This window comes from Pseudomonas sp. PNPG3 (assembly GCF_023093815.1).
GTDB lineage: Bacteria > Pseudomonadota > Gammaproteobacteria > Pseudomonadales > Pseudomonadaceae > Aquipseudomonas > Aquipseudomonas asiatica.
The window spans coordinates 1-14,838 of sequence record NZ_JALLKV010000085.1 but is presented as its reverse complement, the minus strand read 5'-3'; the positions used below and the strand labels follow the sequence as shown (position 1 = coordinate 14,838).

Annotated in this window: 18 protein-coding genes; 12 read left to right on the top strand and 6 right to left on the bottom strand. The window is 64.9% G+C overall.

Translation table 11 applies throughout. The annotated features are described in order from the left end of the window. Window positions 1–120: 120 nt before the first annotated feature. Window positions 121–720 (bottom strand): LysE/ArgO family amino acid transporter, encoded by a 600-nt coding sequence (locus tag MJ643_RS29085; RefSeq protein WP_003258234.1) that lies wholly within the window; start codon window positions 718–720, stop codon window positions 121–123. 97 nt (window positions 721–817) lie between these two features. On the opposite strand from MJ643_RS29085, the gene MJ643_RS29080 reads away from it, so the two are divergent. The 3 genes from MJ643_RS29080 (at window position 818) to MJ643_RS29070 (ending at window position 3,706) form a co-directional block, all read left to right on the top strand. Next, complete coding sequence (locus tag MJ643_RS29080; RefSeq protein ID WP_013974075.1) at window positions 818–1,708, top strand: LysR family transcriptional regulator ArgP; 891 nt, start codon at window positions 818–820, stop codon at window positions 1,706–1,708. Between the two features lie 45 nt (window positions 1,709–1,753). Next, the gene (locus MJ643_RS29075) at window positions 1,754–2,749 is read left to right on the top strand and encodes an NAD(P)-dependent oxidoreductase (protein WP_013974074.1); all 996 of its coding nucleotides are present in this window, start codon (window positions 1,754–1,756) and stop codon (window positions 2,747–2,749) included. An 87-nt stretch (window positions 2,750–2,836) separates the two neighbouring features. Beyond that, window positions 2,837–3,706, top strand: coding sequence for a hypothetical protein (locus MJ643_RS29070; protein WP_013974073.1), 870 nt, complete (start codon window positions 2,837–2,839; stop codon window positions 3,704–3,706). 108 nt (window positions 3,707–3,814) lie between these two features. Here MJ643_RS29070 and MJ643_RS29065 read toward each other — a convergent pair whose 3' ends face one another. Together MJ643_RS29065 and MJ643_RS29060 are read right to left on the bottom strand one after the other, a co-directional pair. Further along, on the bottom strand, window positions 3,815–4,864 hold the full coding sequence (locus MJ643_RS29065) for an alkene reductase (RefSeq protein ID WP_013974072.1): 1,050 nt from the start codon (window positions 4,862–4,864) through the stop codon (window positions 3,815–3,817). 17 nt (window positions 4,865–4,881) lie between these two features. Beyond that, window positions 4,882–5,184, bottom strand: a complete 303-nt coding sequence (locus MJ643_RS29060) for a helix-turn-helix transcriptional regulator (RefSeq protein ID WP_003258229.1) — start codon at window positions 5,182–5,184, stop codon at window positions 4,882–4,884. Between the two features lie 150 nt (window positions 5,185–5,334). On the opposite strand from MJ643_RS29060, the gene MJ643_RS29055 reads away from it, so the two are divergent. After that, on the top strand, window positions 5,335–5,919 hold the full coding sequence (locus MJ643_RS29055) for an ACP phosphodiesterase (protein ID WP_013974071.1): 585 nt from the start codon (window positions 5,335–5,337) through the stop codon (window positions 5,917–5,919). 133 nt (window positions 5,920–6,052) lie between these two features. Here MJ643_RS29055 and MJ643_RS29050 read toward each other — a convergent pair whose 3' ends face one another. Next, complete coding sequence (locus MJ643_RS29050; RefSeq protein WP_208209726.1) at window positions 6,053–6,853, bottom strand: lysophospholipid acyltransferase family protein; 801 nt, start codon at window positions 6,851–6,853, stop codon at window positions 6,053–6,055. Next, entirely contained in the window at window positions 6,853–7,608 is a 756-nt protein-coding gene (gene olsB / locus MJ643_RS29045) for an L-ornithine N(alpha)-acyltransferase (protein ID WP_047595798.1), read from the bottom strand. The genes MJ643_RS29050 and olsB overlap by 1 nt, the downstream gene beginning before the upstream one ends. Window positions 7,609–7,768: 160 nt before the next feature. Here olsB and MJ643_RS29040 point away from each other — a divergent pair, with 160 nt between their 5' ends. From MJ643_RS29040 to MJ643_RS29015, 6 genes are all read left to right on the top strand, one after another. Next, window positions 7,769–8,656, top strand: a complete 888-nt coding sequence (locus MJ643_RS29040) for a hypothetical protein (protein ID WP_013974068.1) — start codon at window positions 7,769–7,771, stop codon at window positions 8,654–8,656. Between the two features lie 175 nt (window positions 8,657–8,831). Then, on the top strand, window positions 8,832–9,914 hold the full coding sequence (locus MJ643_RS29035; protein ID WP_013974067.1) for a serine hydrolase: 1,083 nt from the start codon (window positions 8,832–8,834) through the stop codon (window positions 9,912–9,914). Continuing rightward, window positions 9,911–10,207, top strand: a complete 297-nt coding sequence (locus tag MJ643_RS29030; protein ID WP_013974066.1) for a hypothetical protein — start codon at window positions 9,911–9,913, stop codon at window positions 10,205–10,207. Before MJ643_RS29035 ends, MJ643_RS29030 begins: the two co-directional genes overlap by 4 nt. A gap of 44 nt (window positions 10,208–10,251) precedes the next feature. Continuing rightward, window positions 10,252–10,833 carry a YceI family protein gene (locus MJ643_RS29025; protein WP_013974065.1) on the top strand — a complete coding sequence of 194 codons (582 nt, stop codon included), beginning with the start codon at window positions 10,252–10,254 and terminating at the stop codon, window positions 10,831–10,833. A gap of 1 nt (window position 10,834) precedes the next feature. Next, entirely contained in the window at window positions 10,835–11,992 is a 1,158-nt protein-coding gene (locus MJ643_RS29020; RefSeq protein ID WP_013974064.1) for a phosphatidylserine/phosphatidylglycerophosphate/cardiolipin synthase family protein, read from the top strand. A gap of 51 nt (window positions 11,993–12,043) precedes the next feature. After that, a complete protein-coding gene (locus MJ643_RS29015; protein WP_024087698.1) occupies window positions 12,044–12,622 on the top strand; it encodes a DJ-1/PfpI family protein in 579 nt (192 codons plus the stop codon). 118 nt (window positions 12,623–12,740) lie between these two features. Here the strand turns inward: MJ643_RS29015 and MJ643_RS29010 are convergent, their stop codons facing one another. Continuing rightward, window positions 12,741–13,139, bottom strand: a complete 399-nt coding sequence (locus MJ643_RS29010; RefSeq protein WP_013974062.1) for a nuclear transport factor 2 family protein — start codon at window positions 13,137–13,139, stop codon at window positions 12,741–12,743. Between the two features lie 115 nt (window positions 13,140–13,254). Here MJ643_RS29010 and MJ643_RS29005 point away from each other — a divergent pair, with 115 nt between their 5' ends. Then, window positions 13,255–13,845: a GNAT family N-acetyltransferase gene (locus MJ643_RS29005; protein ID WP_013974061.1), complete on the top strand. Its 591-nt coding sequence runs from the start codon at window positions 13,255–13,257 to the stop codon at window positions 13,843–13,845. Beyond that, window positions 13,842–14,714, top strand: coding sequence for a carbon-nitrogen hydrolase family protein (locus tag MJ643_RS29000; RefSeq protein WP_024087697.1), 873 nt, complete (start codon window positions 13,842–13,844; stop codon window positions 14,712–14,714). The genes MJ643_RS29005 and MJ643_RS29000 overlap by 4 nt, the downstream gene beginning before the upstream one ends. Window positions 14,715–14,838 lie beyond the last annotated feature (124 nt).

Sequence of the window (14,838 nt, the reverse complement as noted above, 5' to 3'; positions counted from 1 at the left end):
GGTCAAAAGCCGCTTAAAAAACTTCCCTAAAACCATAGAATCTCCCACAGGGATATCACCGCCCTCAGGCCTGGTGACATCTCTGTGGGAGCTGGCTTGCCGGCGATAGGGCCCTTGATGTCAGTTGAAGATCAACTGCGCCGCCACCGCGAACATCATCACCGCCACCATCAGGTCGAGCATGCGCCAGGTCGCCGGCCGGGCCAGCCACGGTGCCAGCCAGGCCGCACCGATCGCCAGGGTCGAGAACCACAGCAGCGAGGCACTGGCAGCGCCGGCCACGTAGGCGCCAGGCGCAGCCTGCTGGGCGCCCAGCGAGCCGATCAGCAGCACCGTGTCGAGGTACACGTGCGGGTTCAGCAGGGTCACCGCCAGTGCACTGAGCAACACCGCGCGGCGTGAGCGCGCACCCTGGCCCTGCTGGTGCTGCAGGCTCTGCCTGGAGCAGGCGCTGCGCAACGCCTTGGCGCCGTACCAGATCAGGAACACCGCGCCGCCCCAGCGGGCGATCGCCAGCAAGGTCGGGTTGTGCGCCAGCACGGTGGCCAGGCCGAACACTCCGGCCGCCACCAGGATGGCGTCACAGACGATGCACAGTGCCGCCACCGGCAAATGATGCTCGCGGCGCAAGCTCTGGGCGAGGACGAAAGCGTTCTGTGCACCGATGGCCATGATCAGGCCGAAGGCCACGAGCATGCCGTTGAGATAGCTTTGCCACATGGCGCGCTCTCCAAAGCGTCTAAAAGATGCTGGCCATTGTGATGAACCACGCTGTATAAGAAAAACAAATAGAGCTGATCCGTCATTAGGAAAAACGATGTTCGACTACAAGCTGCTGGCCGCCCTCGCCGCCGTGATCGAGCAGGGTGGTTTCGAACGCGCGGCGCAGGTGCTGGGCTTGTCGCAGTCGGCCATTTCCCAGCGCATCAAGCTGCTCGAGGCGCGGGTCGGCCAGCCGGTGCTGGTGCGTGCCACACCGCCAAGCCCGACCGAAGTCGGCCGCCAGTTGCTCAACCATGTGCAGCAGGTGCGCCTGCTCGAACGCGACCTGCAGCGCCAGGTGCCGGCACTGGACGAGGAGGGCATGCCGGAGCGCCTGCGCATTGCTCTCAATGCCGACAGCCTGGCCACCTGGTGGGCCGGGGCAGTGGGCACTTTCTGCGCGCAGCAGAATGTGCTGACCGACCTGGTGGTGGAAGACCAGGAAGTGGGTCTGAAACGCATGCGTGCGGGCGAAGTTGCGGCCTGCCTGTGTGGCAGCGAGCGGCCGGTGGCCGGCGCGCGCAGCCTGCCGCTGGGCGCCATGCGCTACCGGGCGCTGGCCAGCCCCGGGTTCATGGCGCGGCATTTTCCGCAGGGCTTCGCTGCCAGCCGCCTGGCCCGTACCCCGGCGATCGTTTACGGCCCGGACGACTTCCTGCAACACCGCTACCTGGCATCGCTGGGCATCGAGGATGGCTTCCTGCACCACTTGTGCCCGTCGTCCGAAGGCTTCCTGCGCATGACCGAAGCCGGCCTGGGGTGGGGCCTGGTGCCCGAACTGCAGGCCCGCGAGCAACTGGCCAGCGGCCAGCTGGTGGAAATCTGCAGTGATACCCCCATCGATGTGCCGCTGTACTGGCATCATTGGCGCAATGGCGGGCAACTGCTCGCGCAACTGACCGACCACCTGCGGCACACCGCAAGGCAATGGCTGGTGCCCTTGTAGCCACGGCTGGCGTCAGTTGCATCTGAAATCTAGACGGAGTCTTACATGCGAATTCTGGTCACCGGCGCGAGTGGCTTCATTGGCGGGCGCTTTGCACGCTTTGCCCTGGAGCAGGGCCTGGACGTGCGGGTCAGCGGCCGTCGAGCCGAAGGGGTCGAGCACCTGGTCAAGCGCGGCGCCCAGTTCATCCCCGGCGACCTGGGGGATGCCGAGCTGGCCCGCCGCCTGTGCCAGGGCGTCGAGGCGGTAGTGCACTGCGCCGGCGCAGTGGGCAACTGGGGGCGCTACCAGGACTTCTATCAAGGCAATGTGGTGGTCACCGAAAACGTGGTCGAGGGCTGCTTGAAGGAGCACGTACGGCGGCTGGTACACCTGTCGTCGCCGTCGATCTACTTCAATGGCCGCTCGCGCCTGGAAATCCGTGAAGACCAGGTGCCGCGCCGCTTCCACGACCACTACGGGCAGACCAAGTACATGGCCGAGCAGAAAGTGTTCGGTGCCCAGGAATTCGGCCTCGAGGTGCTGGCGCTGCGCCCACGCTTCGTCACCGGCGCTGGCGATGCCAGTATCTTCCCGCGGCTGATGCAGATGCAGCGCAAGGGGCGCGTGGCGATCATCGGCAACGGCCTGAACAAAGTCGATTTCACCAGCGTGCACAATCTTAACGAAGCGCTGCTCAGTGCCCTGTTCGCCGATGACCGGGCGCTGGGCCAAGCCTATAACATCAGCAACGGCCAGCCGCTGCCGCTGTGGGACGTGGTCAACTACGTGATGCGCCAGATGCAGCTGCCGCAGGTTACCCGTTACCGTTCCTACGGCCTGGCCTACAGCCTGGCCGCGCTGAACGAGGCGGCCTGCATGTTGTGGCCGGGACGCCCGCAACCGACCCTGTCGCGCCTGGGGATGCAGGTGATGAGCCGCGATTTCACCCTGGATATCAGCCGCGCCCGACAGTACCTGGACTACCAGCCCAAGGTCAGCCTGTGGACGGCATTGGATGAATTCTGTGCCTGGTGGAAGCACCAGCCGCCGGGGCAGTAAAGCCGGCCGGCCGACAATGGTCATCAACGCGCCGCGCTGGCGGTTTATACTCGTGCCTCTTTGCGACTACCGCGGTTGAATGTATCCATGCGTAACCATGCTCACGATGACTACGATGACGTGCCTAGCCTGCGGGCGGGCACCCATGACGATGACGAACTGATGCCGGCGCACGTGGTGCGCAGCCGCCAGAAGGCCGCTCGCGGTGCCAGCACGGCGCCGCTGTGGGCATTGCTCGGGGCCTCGTTCATCGCCTTGGCGGGCCTTGGCTGGTGGAGCTTCCAGCAGATCTCGTTGATGGAGCAGCAACTGGTGGCGACCCAGGAAAGCTTCGCTCGCATCAGCGAAGAGGCTGCCGGGCGCCTGCAAGCGATCAGCGGCAAGGTGGCTGCCAGCGAATCCGGCGCGACTACCAACAGCGAGGAGTTGAAGCTGCAGTTGCGCCAGTTGCAGAAGGGTGTGGCCGGGCAGACCGGCGACCTGGGCAAGCGCCTGGAGCAGGTACTGGCTGATACCCGTGAACAGCAGAAGGTCGTGACCCAACTGCAAACCCAGTTGCAGGCGCAGTTGAAGGCGGTGAATGGCGAGCTGGCCGCGTTGCGCTCGGGCCAGGTCGATGGTGGCAAGCTGGATACCCAGTTCAAGGGCCTGAACGAACAGGTTGCTGCGCTGAAGGCCGCACAGGTGGATGGCGCCAAGCTGGATGCGCAGCTCAAGAGCCTGGGCAGCGAGGTTGCTGCGCTGAAGAAGCAGGGTAACCCGAGCGCGGCCATCCAGGACCTGGAGCAGGACATCCTGGTGCTCAAGAGCCAGATCGACAACCGCCCGGCCGCGGCGGCGTCCAGTGGTGCTTCGGTGCAGGAATTCGACGCCTTCCGGGCGCAGACGACACGCAACCTGAATACCTTGCAGAGCCAGATCCAGAACCTGCAGCAGCAGATCAATGCCCGGCCCTGAGGTCACCTGAGCCTTCTTCGCGGGCACGCCCGCTCCCACAGGGTCAGCACAATCTTCAAGCTTGTCGCTGTACTTGTGGGAGCGGGCGTGCCCGCGAATGGCCTTGAATCACAACCGCGGATAGTCGATGTACCCCACCGGCCCCTTGCCATAGAAAGTCTCCGGCCGCGCCTCGTTCAACGGCGCATCCGCCGCCAGCCGCGCCGGCAGATCAGGGTTGGCGATGAACGGCACGCCAAACGCCACGGCGTCGGCCTTGCCATTGGCCAGGGCTGCATTGGCACTGGCCTTGTCAAAGCGCTCATTGACGATGTACGGGCCCCCGAACGCTTCCTTGATCAGCGGGCCGATACTGTCATCGGCTTCCTTTTCCCGCGAGCAGATGAAGGCAATACCACGCTTGCCCAGCTCACGGGCCACGTAGGTAAATGTTTCGGCACGGTCGGCATCGCCCATGTCATGGGCATCGGCCCGCGGCGCCAGGTGCACGCCCACGCGGTTTGCGCCCCATACCTCGATGGCCGCATCGGTCACTTCCAGCAGCAGCCGTGCACGGTTTTCCAGCGAACCACCGTAGCGGTCGGTGCGCTGGTTGGTGCTGCTCTGCAGGAACTGGTCGAGCAGGTAGCCGTTGGCGCCGTGGATTTCCACACCATCGAAACCGGCAGCCTTGGCATTCTCGGCACCGCTGCGGTAGGCCTCGACGATGTCGATGATTTCTTCGGTTTCCAGCGCACGTGGGGTGGGGTAGTCACTGAGCGGGCGCACCAGGCTTACATGGCCCTTGGGCTGGATCGCGCTGGGGGCCACCGGCAGCTCGCCGTTCAGGTAGCTGGGGTGGGAGATGCGGCCAACATGCCACAGCTGCAGGAAGATGCGCCCGCCGGCGGCATGCACGGCCTTGGTCACGTTGTTCCAGCCACGCACCTGTTCGTCGTTCCAGATACCGGGGGTATCCGGGTAGCCGACGCCCATGGCGCTGACCGAGGTCGCCTCGCTGAGGATCAGCCCGGCGCTGGCGCGCTGCACGTAATACTCGGCCATCAGCGCGTTGGGCACGCGGCCTTCGTCGGCCCGGCAGCGGGTGAGCGGGGCCATGATGATGCGGTTGGGCAGTTGCAGGTCGCCCAGGGTGATCGGATCGAAAAGCGTGGTCATGACGGTTACCTGCCTGTTCAGAGTGCTTGGCGCAGTTGTTCGAGAAACGCCTGGATGGTGGCTTCGTTGCGTTTGAAGAAATGCCATTGGCCGATCTTCTGGCTGCTGATCAGCCCGGCGCGCTGCAAGGTGGCCAGGTGGGCGGAGACGGTCGACTGCGACAGGCCGCAGCGTTGGTCGATCTGCCCGGCACACACACCGTTCTCGGTGCTGTGGTACTGGTCGGGGAATTGCGTAGCCGGGTCCTTCAGCCAGCTGAGGATTTCTCGCCTGACCGGGTGGGCCAGCGCTTTTATGATTTCGTCGAGATCGAGAGGCATGGGTTGAGGCTCGTTGTAGCGGTATATCGCGATAGGACGAAATGTAAATCGTGGTTTCCCGATATACAAATATGAAGAGGTTCTGAGCTGAGCACGAATCGCTATATCGCGTTATAACGATATATGGGCCGGCGGTGCTAGACTGCGCTCATGAACTACCTCGCACACCTGCACCTTGGCGGCCCGGCGCCGCAACAACTGCTTGGCAGCCTGTATGGCGACTTCGTCAAAGGCTCGCTGGAAGGGCGCTTCCCGCCAGCGCTGGAGGCGGCCATCCGGTTGCACCGGCATATCGACAGCTATACCGACCAGCACCCGTTGGTGCTGGCGGCACTGGCGCGCTTTCCGCGGGAGCGGCGGCGCTTTGCCGGCATCGTTCTGGATGTGTTTTTCGACCATTGCCTGGCCCGGCATTGGCAGGATTATGCCGAGCAGCCGCTGGAGCAGTTCACCGGGGATTTTTATCGGGTATTGCTTGCGGAGCCCGAGTTGCCGGGGCGGCTGGCGCGGATAGCGCCGTTCATGGCGGCGGATGACTGGCTGGGTGCGTATGGCGACTTTGCCACGCTGGAGCAGGTGTTCAACGGCATTGCCCGGCGCCTATCGCGGCCGGAGGGCATGGTTGGGGTGATGGGGGAGCTGGAGCGGCTGTATGAGCCATTGCTGGCGGACTTCAGGGAGTTTTATCCACAGTTGCAGGCGTTTGCTGCAGCGGGGCGGATGTCTGACAGTTAGTGCTGGGTTGGCATTGCCGGCCTCTTCGCGGGTAAACCCGCTCCCACAGGTACACCACAGAACTCAGGATGAGCGCCATCCCTGTGGGAGCGGGTTCACCCGCGAAAAGGCCAGAACAGGCAGTGCATAAAACTCAGGCAGCCCGCGCCTGCCGCCGTGGCGCCAGCTCAACCTCTTCAACCCCGAACAACGCCAGGTGAATCGCCTGCTGCGCCTGCAACGCCAGCACCGCTCGCTCCTTGCCCACGCTGCCGATCGGCTGCAGCAGGTGAATGCATACCTCGCCCCGCGGCAGGGCAAACAGGCGCATCAGGTGCGACACCAGGTCATCGTCACCAATAAACGGTGCAATCGGGTCGATCTGGCCATCGCGCAGGTACTGGATGGCGACCGGCTGCACCGCCACGCCACGGTCGATGGCACCTGCCAGCAGGCGACCATGGAAGGTGCGCAGGGTACGGCCACTGGTGGTGGTGCCCTCCGGGAAGATCAGTAGCGGCCGGGAAAGACCCAGTTGCCTGGCGATCTGCTCACGCAGTCGCTGGCTGTCGCCCCCGCCACGGCGGATGAACAAGGTGCCGGCCTTTTCCGCCAGCCAGCCGGCCACCGGCCAGTGCCGCACTTCGGCCTTGGACAGGAACGACAGCGGCAGCAGCATGCCAAGCAACGGGATATCGGTCCAGGACACGTGGTTGCTGACCCACAGCATTGGCCGTTGGGGCAGCTCTCCGATCACCCGCACATCGAAGGGCAGGGCCGCGACCAGGCGCTTCATGAAAAGGCAGGTCCAGCGCTGGCGGCGCTCGATGGGCGTCTTGAACCCCAGGCGTTCGCCCAGGGCGATCACGCTGGCCATCAGCATGCCCAGCAGCAGTACCAGCAGCAGTACCAGCAGCAGTCGAGTCAGGCGGGCCATTACCCGCAGCTTCGGCATCAGACCGCTGCCTTGAAGTGGCGGGCGTAGCGTGGGCACAGTTCGTCGCGTTTGAGCAGGATGAACACGTCGGCCACCTGAAAGTCTTCGTCCCAGCACGGCTCGCCGCAGATCTTCGCGCCCAGGCGCATGTACGCCTTGAGCAGCGGTGGCATCTCGGCGATGACGTTGTTCGGCAGTGCCAGGTTGGGCAATGGGTTCTTCGGCTCGGCGCGCAGGTGCTCGGTGCACAGGTAGCGGTCACGCAGGCGCTGCATCACCGCATGGGCCTGTACCCCGCCATCCTGCATGGGGATGCTGGCGCAGCCCATCAGGTAGCTGTAGCGGCCTTCGTTGAGCACTTCGGCCAGTTCGCCCCAGAGCACGGCGATGGTGCCGCCGTTGCGGTAGTCGGGAGCTACGCAGGTTCGGCCCAGCTCCAGGATCGGGCCCTGCAGCTGCAACAGGCCATGCAGGCTGAATTCTTCTTCGCTATAGAAGCGGCCCAGGCTGCTGGCGGCCTGATGGTCGAGCAGGCGGGTGGTGGCAACCAGCTCGCCGGTGCTCAGGTCGCGTACGCCAATGTGGCGGCAGTGCACGTCGTAGTCGTCCATGTCCAGGCCTTGCTCGGCTCCTTTGAGCTTGGCCTTGAATTCGGCGCTGAACACTTTGTAGCGCAGGGCCTGGGCTTCCTGCACGGCCGTGGCGCCAACCAGGCGTTCGGCTTGCAGACGGCGTTCGGTGCTGTTGTCGCCAGCGTGAGCGATCCGAGTCATTACGAGTCTCCATAAGCCAGCCATGAAGGGTTGCGGCCGGTCGGCTTTGTTGTGCAAAGTCAGCCTAGGTAGATGGGGTGTCACCCCTGTGAATCTTTGGTGATGCTTGCGTGACACCCCCTGAGCCACAACTGAAAGCCCTTCAGCAAGGAGCCGACCGATGGCCTGGTTGCAACGACTCAACGACCCGCTTCGCCAAGCGCTGGCGGGCACTCTGGGCGAAACCTATGCTGCGCTGCTCGAGCGCCTTGGCCCGGTTGCCCCGTTCGAACTGGCGGTGCTCGGCGGGCGCGCGATGGCCACCCCCGGCCTGGCCTTCCTGGTCGGCTACCAGGCCGCCTTGCGCATGCTGTGGCCCAGTGCTCCACCCAGCCTCGGCGCCCTGTGCGCCACCGAACGGCGCAGCGTGCGGCCGGCGGACATGCGCACGCGCCTGGACGGCTTGCGGCTGACCGGTAGCAAGGACTTCGTCACTGCCGGCCTGGAGGCGGAATGGCTGCTGGTGGCGGCGCGCTGCGAGGCGACGGGCGCGGCACCGCAGTTGAACCTGGCGGTGGTCTACCCCGGGGAGCCAGGCGTGACGCTGGAAGCGCTGCCGACGCTGCCGCTGATGCCGGAAGTAGGCCATGGGCGACTGGTGCTGGAGCACGCGGCGTGCGAGTTGTTGGCCGGTGATGGTTGGGATGCCTATGTGAAGCCGTTCCGTTCGCTGGAGGACTTGTATGTGCTTACGGCGTTGACGGCCTGGTTATATGGCGTGGGGCAGGAGTGCGCCTGGCCGCAGGCCCTGCGCCTGCAGCTGCTTGGGCTGCTGGCCGGGTGTGCCGAAGGTAGCCGGCAGTGCGCCGATAGCGTTGGTTGCCATTTGTTGCTGGGAGGATTGTTTGCACAGTTCCAGGCGCTGCGAGGGGAGATCGATGCCGCGTTGGCGGCGGGGCCGGCGCAGTGGGCGCAGATCTGGCAGCGTGACCAGGGGGTGATGGCGCTGGCGGCGGCGGCGCGGGAGAAGCGGCTGAACAAGGCTTGGGCTGCTGCGGGATTGTCATGAATGGCTGATAGGTTTGTGTGATCCGATGAATCCTGGGGCCGCTGTGCGGCCCTTCGCGGGCTTGCCCGCTCCCACAGGTATATCGCTTAGCCCATGAATGGTGCGATCCCTGTGGGAGCGGGCGGGCCCGCGAAGGGCTGCAAGGCAGCCCCATAAAACGCGAGCCTCTACTGGGATGCTGAAAGGTCTGCTGCTGCTTTTTTGCATGGCCATGGCCCCTGCCAAGGCTGAGGTCTGGCCTGACCCTGACTGGCACAACGACCCTGCCTCCCTCGACTGGCAAGCCGTCGACGCCTACGCCTTCCCCGCACGCACCACCCCCGAACGCAGCGGCATCCGCACCGACGCCCTGCTGATCATCCGCGACGGCCGCATCCTCCACGAACGCTACGCCGCCCCCAGCACTGCCGCCACCGCCCACCTCACCTGGTCGATCAGCAAGAGCGTACTCGCCACGCTATTGGGCGTAGCCCAGGGCGAAGGCCGCTTCCAGCTGCAGGACCCGGTGACCCGTTTCTACCCGGCCATGCACGCCCATCCCGGCGTGCGCATGGCCGATCTGCTGCATTGGGCCAGCGGCCTGGACTGGCAGGAAGACTACGAATACGCCCCGCTCAAGTCCTCGGTGGTGGCCATGCTGTATACCCGTGGCCGCGAGGACATGGCGGCCTACACGGCGGCGCGGGAAGCGGTGGCCAGCCCGGGCCAGCGGTTTCTCTATTCCAGTGGCGACAGCAACCTGCTGGCCGCCGCGTTGCGCGGCATGCTCGATGCCGGTCAGTACCACGACTACCCCTGGCATGCGCTGTTCATTCCGTTGGGGATCGACAGCGCGGTATGGGAGCGGGACCGCGCGGGTACCTATGTGGGTTCGTCCTACCTGTACCTCAGCGCTCGCGACCTGGCGCGCATCGGCCTGCTGATGCAGCGCGACGGGCGTTGGCAGGATCGGCAATTGCTGCCCAAGCCCTGGGTGACCTTCAACCGCACGCCGTTTGCTGAGGCCGAAGCGCTGCCCGGCGAGGCCAACCCCGGTGGCCACTGGTGGCTCAACCAGCCGCTGCCCGGCGCTGCCCGGCCTTGGCCGAGTGCTCCCGCAGACACCTATGCCGCCCTTGGCCACTGGGGCCAGGCGCTGTACGTGCTGCCCGCGCAAAAGCTGGTGATCGTGCGTTACGCCGATGACCGCGACGGCAGCTACCAGCACGATGAACTGCTAAAGCGGATACTCGCGGCGCTGGCTGGGGAGGGAGCATGAAGCGGGTGCTGCTGGTGGTGTTGCTGGGGGTGGTGTACTGGGCCTGGCATGAGCGCCAGGCCCTGGCGGACTTCCCTGGTATCCTTTCGGCCTACTCGGCCAAGGAATATTGCTCGTGCCGCTTCGTCATGGGGTTCGAGCCGGCGTATTGCCAAGGCTACGTGAAGCAATGGCTGCCGCTGAGCCTGCTGGAGGAAGACAGCCAACAGCGGCAGGTCACCGCCGAAGGCCTGGGCCGTCGCAATCAGGCTGCTTGGCAAGGCCCGCGCGAGGGCTGCCGCTTGCTGCCGTGAAGGCGGGCGGGTAAGGTTGGCGGCCTGGTTTCACGAGATCTGTCATGTTCAAGCTGCCCCGCCTGCTGCCCGCCTTGTTGCTGGCTTTTTGCCTGCCCGCCCACGCCAACTGGCACCTCGATGGCGAGTCTTCGCGCCTTTCGTTCATTACCGGCAAGAACGGTAACACCGCCGAAGTGCACCGCTTCCTGGTGCTGCATGGCACGGTCGACCGCAAGGGAGTGGCCGGGTTGAGCATCGAGATGGACTCGGTGAGCAGCGGTATTCCGCTGCGTGATGAACGCATGCGCGAGGACCTGTTCGAGGTCGAACGCTTTGCCGAAGCCAAGGTGCAGGCGCAACTGGACCTACGGCCGATCAACGACCTGGCCAACGGTGCCCAGATCGAACTGCGCCTGCCATTGACCGTGACGCTGCATGGCCAGTCCCACAGCTACAACGCCCTGCTGCTGGCCACCCGCCTGGACGAGCGACGCTTCCAGGTGGTGACCCTGGAGCCCCTGGTGCTGCGCGCCGAGGATTTCGGCCTGCTGCCGGGGCTGCAACGCCTGCGCAAGTTCGCCGGGCTCAAGTCCATCAACCCGTCGGTGCCGGTTAGCGCGGTGCTGATCTTCACCGCCCGCTGACATGCCGGGGCCGGTCTTTCCCTGGCGGGATGGCAACCAGTTCGAACTGCTGATCGACGGCCCCGAGTTTTTTCCGCGCATGCTCCTGGCGATCATGCGCGCCGAATTCCAGGTCGACCTGGAACTGTATCTGGTCGAGGCCGGTGACTGCGCGGATGCGGTGGTTGAAGCGCTGGAGCACGCTGCCCGACGTGGCGTGCGGGTGCGCTGCCTGTTCGACGACTATGGCTCGCTGGCCTTCAACAGCAAGTTGCGTCAGCGCCTGCTGGACGCAGGTGTGTACCTGCGCTGGTACAACCGCCTGCGCTGGAAGCGTGGCTTGCGCAACCTGTACCGCGATCACCGCAAGTTGCTGCTGGTGGACGAACGCTGGGCAGTGGTGGGCGGCACGGGCGTCACCGACGAGTTCTGGACGCCGGGCGAGGCGACCAGTGAATGGCACGAGGTGATGGTGCAGATGCAGGGGCCGGTGGTAAGCGACTGGCAGTTGCTGTTCGACCGCCAGTGGCACGCCAACAACCGTCGCACCGCCTGGCGCCCCGCCGAAGGCTTTGGCCTGCCGCGCCTGCCCAAGGTGCCTGCACAGGGGCAGGGCATGGGCCGGGTGGCCTATGCCGACGCCCGCCAGCACCAGGACATCCTGCATTCGCTGGTGCGCGCGATCAACAGCGGCAAGCAGCGAGTGTGGCTGGCCACGCCTTACTTCCTGCCGACCTGGAGCGTGCGCCGGTCGCTGCGCCGGGCTGCCGGCAAGGGGGTCGATGTGCGGCTGCTGCTGACCGGGCCGCGCACCGATCACCCCTCGGTACGTTACGCCGGGCACCGCTATTACCCGCGTCTGCTGCGCGCCGGGGTGCGCATCTATGAGTACCAGCCGTGTTTCCTGCACCTGAAGATGGTGCTGATCGACGACTGGGTCAGTATCGGCTCATGCAACTTCGATCACTGGAACCTGCGCTTCAACCTCGAGGCCAATATCGAGGCACTCGACCCGCCGCTGACGGCTGCCGTGCAGGCCAGTTTCGAGCGTGATTTCGCCTTGAGCGAGGTGGTCGACCTGGGCCACTGGAATGCCCGGCCGCTGTGGCGCCGGGTGAAGCAGCGGTTGTGGGGGTGGCTGGACCGGTTGGTGGTCAACTTGCTCGACCGTCGCGACTGAGACCAGCTATCGTGCAGTGATTGGCTCAAGGCAATCGAAGGAGTGGGTGCGATGACGGCAAAGAAAATTCTCATGTTGGTCGGCGACTACGTCGAAGATTACGAAGTCATGGTGCCGTTCCAGGCGCTGAGCATGGTCGGGCACACGGTGCATGCGGTATGCCCGGAAAAAGTCGCGGGGCAGACGGTGCGTACCGCGATTCATGATTTCGAGGGCGAACAGACCTACAGCGAAAAGCCGGGGCACAACTTTGCCTTGAATTATGACTTCGTGCGTGTACGGCCCGAGAGTTACGACGCGCTGCTGATCCCTGGTGGTCGTGCGCCAGAGTACCTGCGCCTGGATGAAAAGGTGCTGGAGCTGGTACGCGCATTCAACCAGGCGGGCAAGCCGATCGCGGCGGTATGCCATGGCGCCCAGTTGCTGGCGGCGGCTGGCGTGCTGGAAGGGCGCGAATGCAGTGCGTACCCGGCGTGTGCCCCGGATGTGCGCTTGGCGGGCGGGACGTTCATCGATATCGCGGTGGACCAGGCGCATGTGGAGGGCAACCTGGTGACGGCACCGGCATGGCCGGCGCATCCAGCGTGGCTTGCGGCTTTTCTCAAGTTGCTTGGTACCCGTATTGCCTGACAGGGCCTCTTCGCGGGTATGCCCGCTCCCACCTGTACCTCACTGCTCTCAAGTCGTGCGGGATCCCTGTGGGAGCGGGCGAGCCCGCGAATAGGCCAGCACAAGCAATACACCCTGATCAGGCCACCTGCTCGACCCAGTCATTGAGGTTGTAGTAGTTGGTCACCCGGGCAATCTTTCCGCAGTGGATATAGAAGAACGCCCCTGCCGGCAGCACATAGGTCTGCCCGTTGGCCGCCGGCAACCCTTCGTCATCGACCAGATATTCCCCATGCACGGTGAACTCCGCCGCCGCGCGGCTGCCGTCGGCGTTCTGCATCACCACGATATCGGCCAGGCGCTCGCGGTAGCAGCGGTTCATCTTGTCCATGAACGCTGCAAACCGGGCCTTGCCCATCTGCCGCTCGCCCTGGTTGATGTCGTGGATCACATCCTCGCTGAGCAGGGCGAGAAAGGCCGGCATGTCGCCCGCATTGAAGGCGGCGTAGTAAGCATTTATCAGTTCGGTAGCGGTCATGGAACAATACCTGTCGTGGAGGGAAAAGGCGGGTCGTCGCTCCGGATGATAGGGTTTCCCCTCAAGCCCGGCTTAGCCGAGCGCGTCATCCACATCGACAAAACGACCGCCAAGCATGGAAATACGCCTGTTGCACGGCGCCGCTATCGCGCCTTACATCGATGACCTCGCTCGCCTGCGCCTTACCGTGTTTCGCGAGTTTCCCTACCTTTATGACGGCACCCCGGAGTACGAGGCCGACTACCTGGCCACTTATGCCCGCTCCGGGCGCAGCCTGGTGGTGCTGGCGCTGGACGACGGCAAGGTGGTCGGCGCCTCCACCGGCCTGCCGCTGGTGGACGTCGCCCCCGAGTTCCAGCAGCCGTTCCTGGCCCAGGGGCGCGACCCGGCCAGCGTGTATTACTTCGGTGAATCTGTGGTACTGCCCGAGTACCGTGGCCAGGGCCTGGGGGTGCGCTTTTTCATCGAGCGCGAGTCCTACGCACACAAGCTGGCCGAGTTCGACTATTGCGCGTTCTGTGCGGTCGAGCGGCCAGGTGTGCATCCGCGGCGGCCTGCGGACTACAAACCGTTGCATGGCTTCTGGCGTAACCGCGGCTTCCTGCACGACCCGTCGCTGCGCACCAGCTACGCCTGGCGCGACCTGGACGAACAGGAAAGCTCCGACAAGCTGATGTCGTTCTGGCTCAAGGAACTGCCGATATGATCCGCCTGGCGGCCTGCCAGTACGCCATCGAGCTGCATGAAACCTGGGAGGCCTACGCCGATCATCTGCAAGCCCTGTGCGCCGAGGCGGTGGACGCGGGGGCCCTCCTGCTGCTGTTGCCGGAGTACGCCGGCCTGGTGCTCAGCGGGCAACTGAGTGCCGAGCAGCGGGGTGACCTGAAGGCCTCCATCGCCGGTATCCAGCCGCTGATCGAACCCTGGAGGGCCTTGTGCGAGAGCCTTGCCCGGCGCTGGGGTATCTACCTGCAACCGGGTAGCGTACCGGTGCTGGACAGCGATGGGCGCTACCGCAACCGTGCCTGGCTGTTCGGCCCCAAGGGTGTACTGGGTTACCAGGACAAGCTGATGATGACCCGCTTCGAGCGCGAGCAATGGGATATAGCCGCAGGCCAGGGGTTGCAGGTGTTCGACACCGAACTGGGGCGCCTGGGGATCCTGATCTGCTACGACAACGAATTCCCGATGCTGGCGCGGCGCCTGGCGGAGGGTGGTGCCGACCTGATCCTCGCCCCGAGCTGTACCGACACCGAGGCGGGTTACCACCGGGTGCGTATCGGTGCCCAGGCGCGGGCGCTGGAGAACCAGATTGCGGTGTTGCAGAGCCCCACGGTCGGGCTGGCGCCCTGGTCGCCGGCGCTGGACGAGAATATCGGCCGGGCAGGGCTGTTCGTGCCGCCGGATCATGGGATGCCGGGGGATGGGGTGGTGGCCTTGAGTGAAGAATCGAGCCCTGCAACCAGTCAGTGGCTGGTCTGTGAGGTGGACCTTGAGGAAGTACGGCGGGTGAGGCGGGAAGGGCAGGTGTTTACCCGAAGGGATTGGCCGGAGCAGTTTGACAGAGTCCTGTGAAAACAGCGGCGGCCTCTTCGCGGACTTGCCCGCTCCCTCAGGTACAGCGCAAGCCCGAGGGCTACGCGTTACCTGTGGGAGATTCTATGGTTTTCAGCAAGCCAGTTTCGCGCCTTTAGTGACG